7 protein-coding genes are annotated in these 9,543 nt (G+C 41.2%); 4 read left to right on the top strand and 3 right to left on the bottom strand.

The annotated features are described in order from the left end of the window. Positions 1–185: 185 nt before the first annotated feature. From PL9631_RS20645 to PL9631_RS20635, 3 genes are all read left to right on the top strand, one after another. On the top strand, positions 186–638 hold the full coding sequence (locus PL9631_RS20645) for an SRPBCC family protein (RefSeq protein ID WP_083623288.1): 453 nt from the start codon (positions 186–188) through the stop codon (positions 636–638). Between the two features lie 39 nt (positions 639–677). Then, positions 678–1,115 (top strand): DUF4079 domain-containing protein, encoded by a 438-nt coding sequence (locus PL9631_RS20640; protein WP_083623277.1) that lies wholly within the window; start codon positions 678–680, stop codon positions 1,113–1,115. 314 nt (positions 1,116–1,429) lie between these two features. Further along, entirely contained in the window at positions 1,430–5,641 is a 4,212-nt protein-coding gene (locus PL9631_RS20635; RefSeq protein ID WP_083623276.1) for a response regulator, read from the top strand. On the opposite strand, the gene cysE is transcribed toward PL9631_RS20635, so the two are convergent. Continuing rightward, positions 5,621–6,436 (bottom strand): serine O-acetyltransferase, encoded by an 816-nt coding sequence (cysE, locus tag PL9631_RS20630; protein ID WP_083623274.1) that lies wholly within the window; start codon positions 6,434–6,436, stop codon positions 5,621–5,623. The two genes, PL9631_RS20635 and cysE, sit on opposite strands and share 21 nt — an antisense overlap. A 347-nt stretch (positions 6,437–6,783) precedes the next feature. Here cysE and mrdA point away from each other — a divergent pair, with 347 nt between their 5' ends. After that, positions 6,784–8,592, top strand: coding sequence for a penicillin-binding protein 2 (gene mrdA / locus PL9631_RS20625; RefSeq protein ID WP_083623271.1), 1,809 nt, complete (start codon positions 6,784–6,786; stop codon positions 8,590–8,592). Between the two features lie 140 nt (positions 8,593–8,732). Here the strand turns inward: mrdA and PL9631_RS20620 are convergent, their stop codons facing one another. After that, positions 8,733–8,960 (bottom strand): hypothetical protein, encoded by a 228-nt coding sequence (locus PL9631_RS20620; protein ID WP_083623269.1) that lies wholly within the window; start codon positions 8,958–8,960, stop codon positions 8,733–8,735. After that, entirely contained in the window at positions 8,950–9,207 is a 258-nt protein-coding gene (locus tag PL9631_RS20615; protein WP_083623268.1) for a hypothetical protein, read from the bottom strand. Before PL9631_RS20615 ends, PL9631_RS20620 begins: the two co-directional genes overlap by 11 nt. Positions 9,208–9,543 lie beyond the last annotated feature (336 nt).

Below are 9,543 nucleotides of genomic sequence, written 5' to 3'. Positions count from 1 at the left end.
CAGGACTTACGCACAAGACCAAAGAAACCGGGTTTCTGGCCCTGATTTTGCGGATGAAATCTGGATTTCTCGTTCAGAAACCCGGTTTCTGCGTAAGTTATATCCCTATTACCTATTACCCATTACCCATTACCCATTACCCATTACCTGTTCCCTGTTCCCTGTTCCCTAAATTTGTAAATATTATGGCTGATTGGTTAGAACATAGTGTGCAAGTTGAAGTTCCTGTTCCCATTGAAGTTTCCTGGGATTTGTGGTCAGATTTAGAACATATGCCCCGGTGGATGAAATGGATTGATTCGGTTAAAATTTCAGAGGATAATCCTGATTTATCCCGTTGGAAATTAGCGACAGGGAATTTTGAATTTAGTTGGTTATCACGGATTTTAAAACAAATTCCTAATCAAATTATTCAATGGGAATCCGTCGATGGTTTACCCAATCGTGGTGCTATTCGGTTTTATGATCGCCATGGAAGTAGTATTGTTAAATTAACCATTTCCTATGCAATTCCTGGGTTTTTAGGACTACTGATGGATAATTTATTTTTAGGGGGAGTTGTGGAGTCAACCCTACAAAAAGATTTAGAACGTTTTAAGGACTATGCCATCGAATTCTATGGCAGTTCTTCAAATTAATATTAGTTAAAATACCTTTAATTGGTTTAAATCTGTCTTATGAATTTACCCTCGTTTTTATGGTTGTGGAAAATTGCAGCTTGGTCGATGGGATTTTCTGTTTTCGCTTATGTTTTGTTAGCGATAACCGGAGGATGGATGCTATATTCCCGCACAACCAAACAACCTCGACCTAAAGAACTCAGAACTTTTCATTACCTCATCGGTGGCGGGATGGTGGGTTTAGTCCTAATTTTACTAACCGTTGGTTTAGTGGGAACTCTTGGATATTACGGAAGTTTAGGACATTCAATTCATCTAGCAGCCGGATTAATTGTGGTCAGTTTAGTTTTAGGTTCGGCTTGGAGTGCTACCCAAATTAATCCTAAAAATACCTGGGCGCGCCCCCTTCATCTTAGCCTAAATATGGGTTTATTTTTTGCTTTTAGTGCCGTCTCCTTATCCGGGTGGGTGATTGTTCAGAAATATTTACCTTAATTTAATTATTAATACTAAATGCGGGGATTGATACATGGGAATAATTATCTTTTAACCCAACTCCATAAAATCGGGAGTAAAATATTATTTTTAACCTTAACTTCTGTTTAGATCTCTCTACGAACTCCAAAAAGCAAGATACAATCAGAATAGAATTGATTTCAGTGGGATTCCCGTTGAGCCATTGCATTGATTGTAACTATCGATGGGGTGCATTTACGGTTGTATAGAATTGTGATCTTGAAAAAAGGAGGGGTGCAAACTGTAACCCCTTCCCTTCCACAGCCAAACAGCACGTCTAAGGTAACACCGCCATGAAATTACGAAAAAAAACACTGATCATTATTGGTGCCGCCCTCATTGGGTTAATCGTGGCGATGTATATTAGTGCCTCCTTGCTGCTGGTACATGATTTTAGGCAATTGGAAAATCAGTATGTGCGTCAAGATATTATTCAGGCTTTAAATGCGATTAATGATGATTTAGACAGTTTAGACTTAATTGCTCAGGATCAAGCCAAATGGGATGACACCTATCGCTTTATTGACGCTCGTAACTATCAATATATTGCGTCTAATTTACTGGATACCACCTTCGCTGACCTGCGAATTAATTTACTGATTTTGATCAATTCTCAAGGCGAGATTGTTTTTAATAAAGGATTTGATTCCCAACGTCGTCAGGAAATACCGATTCCCCCAAGTCTTTCCCCCCATCTTGTCTTAGGTAGCCCCTTGTTAGCGAGTCTCAAAGAACCAGATTTAACGCCCGTTTCCCTACAAGGAATCATTGTTTTACCCGAAAGTGCATTACTGATTGTTTCGCGGCCTATTTTAACCAGTTCCGCATCAGGGCCCAGTCGAGGAGTCTTGATTTTGGGGCGTTATCTTGATATCTCAGAACTTCAACGATTAAAGGAAATTACTCAACAGTCGTTAACCCTAAATCCCATTTCTGGGGAGATGGAAATTAATCCGGTTTTATTGTCTCCTCAAATTCAACCCTACACGGAAAACTTGATCGATCCCCAAGCAATTCAGTTAAAATCTTTGAATGCAGAAACAGCGATCGCCTCTGCTACAATAGCAGATATTTATGGGGAGCCTAAATTACTTTTACAGGTTCAAGTTCGTCGTCCAATTTATCAACAAGGTCAAACTACTTTAGCCTATTTTACTTTATTTTTATTAGGGGTCGGATTGATTTTTGGAGCCATTACCCTATTATTACTAGAAAAGTTGGTTTTAGCTCGACTCACTCATCTAAATAGTTCCGTAAATGAAATTCGGAAAACGGGAGATTTGAGTTTAAGAATTGAAGCAACGGGAGAGGATGAATTATCAAGTTTAGCCGAAGCGATTAATGGAATGTTGCAAGCCCTAGCCCATGCCCAAGTTCAAGGTCAAGAAAGTGAGCAACGCTATCGATTAATGGCGGAAAATTCAACGGATATGATTACCCGTCATTCCCCCGAAGGTGTCTTTTTATATGCGTCCCCCGCCTGTCGGAGTTTATTAGGATATGAACCGGAAGAATTAATCGGAAATCAGTTACCCCGATTTATCCATCCCGATGATTTAGATGTGATTATTAAAGCCTATAAAATTATTTTACAACAAAATGTCATCTACACCATTGAATATCGAATTTATCATAAAAATGGGGATTATATTTGGTTTGAAACCACCAGTAGTTCCATTCGAGATAGTACGACTGGAAGTGTCTATGAAATTATCGGGGTATCCCGGGATATTACCGAACGCAAACAACGGGAACAACAACTTCAAGATAGCGAATCTTCGATTAGGACACTCTATCAAATTACCTCCGGTCAAGAGTTCACCTTTGAGACGCGACTACAACAAATTTTAGAATTAGGTTGTACAAAATTTGGCTTAGAATATGGGATTTTATCCCAAGTTAAAATCGATCCCAACTTAGGGCTAGACAGTGAGCAAAAAGAATATTATTCCTATAAAATTATAGCGGTGATTGCTCCTAATTCCTCAATTCAAAGAGGACAAAAATATCAACTAGAAGATACATTTTGTCAAGTCACAATTAAAGCCAAACAACCCCTGTATTTTGAATCAATAAAATTTTCTGGTTTGCCCTTTTGTCCAGCCCATAAAATCTTCCCGATTGAAGCCTATATGGGAACGCCAGTGATTGTTGAAGGGGAGGTTTATGGAACCCTCTGTTTTTGGAGTTCTCAAGCCTTATCAGAGCCATTTCAAGCGGTGGATCGAGATTTATTAAAATTAATGGCTCAATGGATAGGAGGTGAAATTGAACGTCAAGAAACCGCTACCGCCTTAGCCAAAGCACGGGATCAAGCCCTAGCAGCAACCCGGGCAAAAAGTGAATTTTTAGCCACCATGAGTCATGAAATTAGGACTCCGATGAATGCGGTGATTGGGATGACGGGATTATTATTAGATACCACCCTAACCCCGATGCAGCAAGATTTTGTGGAAACCATTCGCAGTAGTAGTGATGCCTTACTTTCTTTAATTAATGATATTTTGGATTTTTCTAAAATTGAATCAGGAAAATTAGATTTAGAAAATCATCCCTTTTATTTAAGAACTTGTATTGAAGAATCCTTGGATTTATTAGTAACTAAAGCAGCGAGTAAAAATCTGGATTTAGCCTATTTAATTGATCCCTGTACCCCTAATCAAATTGTTGGAGATATGGCAAGATTACGCCAAGTTCTGGTTAATCTTTTGAGTAATGCGGTGAAGTTTACCGAAAGTGGAGAAGTTGTGGTATCCGTAACAGCAGAAAAAATCAATGACTCTCCCATTGAATCCGGTAAAATTCGAGAAAAATATCCCACTCAAGATGGTGGTTTAAATGCTTCTTTCTATGAAATTAGGTTTGCAGTTCAAGATACGGGAATTGGTATTCCTTCTAATAGAATGGATCGACTCTTTCAGTCTTTTAGTCAGGTAGATTCCTCCATTAATCGTCAATACGGGGGTACGGGTTTAGGATTAGTAATTAGTAAACGATTAGCGGAACTGATGGGGGGTCAGATGTGGGTCGAAAGTCAGGGAGAAACAGCAGGAGATCCGCCGATTAATTTTAAACTCGAACAATCTTTAGATTCCTTTTGTGTCTTAGATGAAGATGAGCATAAAACCGAAAAAATTGCACAAAATCGCCCAGGTTCAACGTTTTATTTTACCGTTATTACTCAGTCCTGTTCTCATTTATCTCCTGAATGGTCAACCCTGAATGAATTAGCAGGAAAACGGTTATTAATTGTGGATGATAATGCCAGCAGTCGCCAGATGTTAAAACTCCAAACCCAAGCCTGGGGAATGTTAAGCCAAACGGTAAAAAATGGAGTTAAGGCGCTGGAATGGTTGCAGCGTAAACCCTTTGATGGGGCAATTATTGAAATGCAAATGGTGGCGATGGATGGGTTGACGTTAGCTAAAAAAATTCGTCAGTTACCCGCCTATGAAAAGTTACCTTTGATTTTATTAACATCCGTAGGCGGAGAAAATTTAGGCAAATCTAAATCAATTGAAATTGCAGCCTGTTTAAATAAACCGATTAAACAATCCCAACTTTATAATGTGTTAATTAATATTTTAGGGGAAGAACCCTTAGAAGTTCATGTTCAGAGTCAAACCTATTTACACAGTCGAAATCGGGGAAATTTGCGGGCATCCCAGGATATTCCTTTACTCGCTGAAAAATTACCCCTGAGAATTCTATTAGCAGAAGATCATCTAGTTAATCAAAAAGTAGCATTACAAATATTACAACGGATGGGATATCGGGCCGATGTGGCGGGCAATGGTTTTGAAGTCTTAGAAGCCTTACGTCGTCAACCCTATGATGTGATTTTGATGGATATGCAAATGCCAGAAATGGATGGGTTAGAAGCGTCCCGTCAGATTCAAAAATTATATGGCAATTCCGAGAAATCTCAACCGATGCGACCGAGAATTATTGCGGTGACGGCGAATGCGATGGAAAGCGATCGCCATGAATGTATCAGTGCGGGTATGGATGACTATATTACTAAACCGATTCGCATGGAACAATTAATCCATGTTTTAAGTAAATGTCAGCCTCTGATTAACCCAAGCCCGAATTTAGAGGATGAAATTACCCTCGATAAAACCTCAAATCAAGGTTTAAACTTACCGATTTTAGATGCTAAAGTTTTAGAAGGTTTACGAGAGGTGGAAGCCCTAGAAGAAGTGATTGAGATTTACTTTGATACCGCCCCCGAACTGTTAGAAAATATTGCCAAAGCGATCGGCAAAAGCGACGCTGAGGCTTTACAACCGGCGGCGCATTCTTTAAAATCGATTAGTGGAACCCTCGGTGCTTTTGGGTTATCTGAATACTGCCAAAAATTAGAAACCCTAGCCCGTCAATGTAATCAAACTCAAAATCCCTTATCTGAATCTGAAACTGAAAAAATATATGCCCAAATTCAAACTGAATTTGAGCAAGTTAAAACCGCACTTCAACAAGAATTAAATCCCAGCACCATCTAAAAATTGTTGAATTGTTCTATCTTTTATCCGACAATGGTTAGCCGTCGAAACCGAGTATTCTTGACCATAATTGGTTGCTTGTTCCTGAACCGATAACCGGTCAGGATTAGGACAGTATTCCAATTTTAGAGCCGCTTCGAGTTGATTTTGAGCGACGGAGGATTGTTGTTGCAGGGTTTGTACCTGCTGTTCCAATAGTTCAATCCGATCCACTAACATCCGAATTACTTGGGCTTCTGAGTCGGGAAGACTACCATGTTCGAGGGGATCAATCCGCACCCCCGAGCGATAGACGATTCGACCCGGAATCCCGACCACGGTACAGTTAGCCGGAACATCCCGGAGCACCACCGATCCGGCCCCAATCCGAACATTTTCCCCCAATTGAATATTACCTAAAACCTTAGCTCCGGCACCAACCACCACATTTTCCCCCAGGGTGGGGTGGCGTTTCCCGCTTTCTTTCCCGGTGCCGCCCAGGGTGACACCTTGATAAATCAGGCAAAAATCCCCTAAAATAGCCGTTTCACCAATCACAACTCCCATACCATGATCGATGAATACGCCCTTGCCAATCACCGCCCCAGGATGAATTTCTATTCCGGTGAAAAACCGAGCCAGATGGGAAATCAGGCGGGGGATAAAGGGAAGCCCCAAAACATATAACCCGTGTGCCAGGCGGTGGAATAATAAAGCCTGAAGACCGGGATAGCAGAATAAGACTTCTAACCAGTTGCGAGCGGCAGGATCACGCTCAAAGATAATGCGGAAGTCATGTTGAAGGGTCTTGAGCATTGATTAATAACCCGTTGTTGTTATACAGACCACTATTCCTATTTTAGAGGATGAAGGCATTTTGATCGGGTTTGCCAGGGGTTCTTTTCCGGTTCGGGTTTCCGCATTGATCTTTAAAAGATAAGTTTTACTAATTAATATGTTGTTAATATTCGCTTGCTTAATTATGTTTTTGGGGGTATTGATCACGGAGGAGGGGATTTTCTCTATCATTGATCTGATTACAGGACTACACCTACCCAATTCGATCGGTTTAGTCGTACTATTAGTCCTACTCTCTTGGTGCTTGGAAGATTAAACTAGGGTTGACTACAACAAAAATCTATATTTTTAAAATCTAGGGAATTATGGAAACTAATTATTCTTGGGGTCGGAATAGGGATATTCGTCCAACGGAAATCTCCTGGCGATCAGAGCAAAAACGAGAAGTTCGTCCCCTCCATCGTGCGGTTTTTTTAATGTTACTGGCAACCCTGGCCATGGGTGTGCATTCTTTTCGTCTGGTACAACTGCAATTTATAGAAGGAAGCAAAAACCGAGAACGAGCCGAGGAAAACCGGATTCGCCTGATTCCGATTCCCTCTAATCGGGGTTATATTTTAGATCGTAATGATAAACCCTTAGCTGCCAATCATCTCACCCGAGCTTTATATGTTTGGCCGAAGGAACACAGCCCGGAGAAATGGCAAGAGATTGCCAAAATGATCAGTCCGGTTATTGATATCCCGCCGGAACGGATTTTGGCTACGATTGAAAAAGCTGGATATCAATCCGGCGCCTCTGTCCGAATTAGTCAGTCCGTGACCCCGGAATCTTTTATTTGGTTGGGAGAAAAAGCCTTACCGGGCGTGGAAGTCAGAAGCGAATCGAACCGTTATTACCCCCAAGGAAATTTAGCCGCGCAGATCCTTGGCTACATTGGTGAAGCTACGGGCGAAGATTTGAAAAAACACCCAGAATGGCCGATGGGGATGACTATGGGACAGTTAGGAATTGAAGCCCAGGCTAATCAGAAACTCTCCGGGGTCTGGGGTTCCCGTTTGATTGAAGTCAATAGCATGAACCAGGAATTACGGGAATTGGGAGAAAAGGAATCTAAGGGGGGAGAAAATGTTAAATTAACCCTGGATTTGGAATTGCAAAAAACCGCCGAAGCCACCCTGGGAGACCGTCGAGGGGCTGCCGTCGCCTTAAATGCCAAAACCGGAGAAATTCTGGCGATGGCTAGTAGTCCCCGATTTGATCCGAATATGTTTACTAAACCCATTAGTCAAAAACAATGGGAAGAACTCCAAAATGGCGATGATCCTTTTTTAAATCGAGCTTTACAAGGATATCCACCGGGGAGTACCTTCAAAATTGTCTCCTCCGCCGCGGGCATGGGTTCGGGAAAATTTAGTCCCGACTCGGTGATTGGGACTTATGGTTCAATTACGGTGGGGGGAATTACCTTTAACGAACATAGTGGGGGTTACGGGGTAATTGGTTTTAGAGATGCCCTCGCCTTTAGTAGTAATACGTTTTATTATCAATTGGGGATGGCCGTTGGCCCGGAGGCAATCGCCGAATGGGGTAAGCGTTTAGGAATTGGGAATAATAGTTTAAAACTGTTAGGGTTGCAGGAAGGATCGGAAGGATTTATTCCCACTCCCGAAGATAAGGAAAAAACCTATGGGGAACCTTGGTATTTGGGCGATACGGTTACTATGTCCATTGGTCAAGGAGCCGTATTAGCAACGCCCTTGGAGTTGGCTATTATGGTGGCTGCGATCGCCAATGGGGGATATCGGGTAAAACCCCATCTTTTGATGGATTTGACCCAAACCCCCGCAGCTAAACCCGAACGAACAGGCATGAAACCCGAAGCGGTTCAAGTTATTAAAGATGGACTGGTCTCTGTGGTTCAATATGGCACAGCCCAAGGAATGAATGATGGTTCGATTCCTTTAACGGGAGGGAAAACCGGAACCTCAGAAGTATTAGGCCAAACCTCCCACTCTCTCTATGTGGCTTTTGGGCCAGCCACAAACCCTGAAATTGCGATCGCGGTCGTGGTGGAAAATGGCGGTTATGGTTCTAAATCCGCCGCCCCTATTGCTAAGGCAATGTTTCAGACTTATTTTGCTAAAAGTAAATCTGGAGCCAAAGGTCAATAAAATCTGAATTCACTTTCAAAAATGGTTGACTGTCAGGCTATAAAACTGATGGTATTTTGCTGCGTAAAACTTCTCAAGAAACTATTTTAATCGACTAACAAAACGGTCAAGAGCGATCGCGCTTTTTTTTAACTACAAATCTAAACATGATAAGCAGTAATAGCAATTGTTCCATCAGCACTATAAATAGCTTCAATGCGTCTAAAAGTAGAATGAGTCCACCAAACTTTCAGACGATTTCCCTGAGCCGGAGCCGTACCAATTTTAGCGTAACCTGCTGTCAATAGAATTAACTCAAATTCTGTAGATGGCAAAGTTTTCACAGTAATTTGAGGGATACCATCAAGCTTATGCTTATCAAGGGTCATAGTTACCTTGATAAGTGCTATAAATCCGGTATCCAGGGAATACTAAAGCAATGCCAACCGGACTGTGAATTGTCCCCGGATAACTGTCTTCTGGTAAACTACCTCCAATCCGAATTTTGATCGCACCTAGCCAAATGTATAACCCTGGAATTAAAGTATCTAAACTGTAGGCGATCGCTCGCATTTTAATATCGGGGAGATTAACCGGTTTTAAAGACTGTGGCTTTTCAGGTTTAGAAATAGACATGGCACTGATTCGGTGTGCGGTATGGTGCAAAATTGGTCTTGTTGATTACACTTTAACATAACTTAAGTTTCACTTTTAAAGTGTTAAGCTTATTTAACTATTTCGTCGCGATCGCACAAAGTGCTGCTTTTTTATCCAGATCCAGTGTCACCATCACCTTTTCTGTGCTCATGGTTTCTGCGTTTATTATGAATAGTATTATGCCATAATTCTAAATTGAAAAAAACCACGGAATACATTTCAGAATTTCATATTAGAACCCCAACAACTCCTAAAATTAGACAGAGGATAGGAACGGAGATTTATATTGTGCAATTCATATCATCTGTCTCTACT

The organism is Planktothrix paucivesiculata PCC 9631, assembly GCF_900009265.2.
GTDB classification, from domain to species: Bacteria; Cyanobacteriota; Cyanobacteriia; order Cyanobacteriales; family Microcoleaceae; genus Planktothrix; species Planktothrix paucivesiculata.
The sequence above is the reverse complement of the archived record's forward strand: the minus strand, read 5'-3'. Positions and strand labels throughout refer to the sequence as shown.

Excerpts from the sequence above, each read along its gene's own strand:
- cysE (WP_083623274.1), bottom strand. The coding sequence starts at position 6,436 with ATGCTCAAGACCCTTCAACATGACTTCCGCATTATCTTTGAGCGTGAT.
- PL9631_RS20635 (WP_083623276.1), top strand. The coding sequence starts at position 1,430 with ATGAAATTACGAAAAAAAACACTGATCATTATTGGTGCCGCCCTCATT.
- mrdA (WP_083623271.1), top strand. The coding sequence starts at position 6,784 with ATGGAAACTAATTATTCTTGGGGTCGGAATAGGGATATTCGTCCAACG.
- PL9631_RS20645 (WP_083623288.1), top strand. The coding sequence starts at position 186 with ATGGCTGATTGGTTAGAACATAGTGTGCAAGTTGAAGTTCCTGTTCCC.
- PL9631_RS20615 (WP_083623268.1), bottom strand. The coding sequence starts at position 9,207 with ATGTCTATTTCTAAACCTGAAAAGCCACAGTCTTTAAAACCGGTTAAT.
- PL9631_RS20620 (WP_083623269.1), bottom strand. The coding sequence starts at position 8,960 with ATGACCCTTGATAAGCATAAGCTTGATGGTATCCCTCAAATTACTGTG.
- PL9631_RS20640 (WP_083623277.1), top strand. The coding sequence starts at position 678 with ATGAATTTACCCTCGTTTTTATGGTTGTGGAAAATTGCAGCTTGGTCG.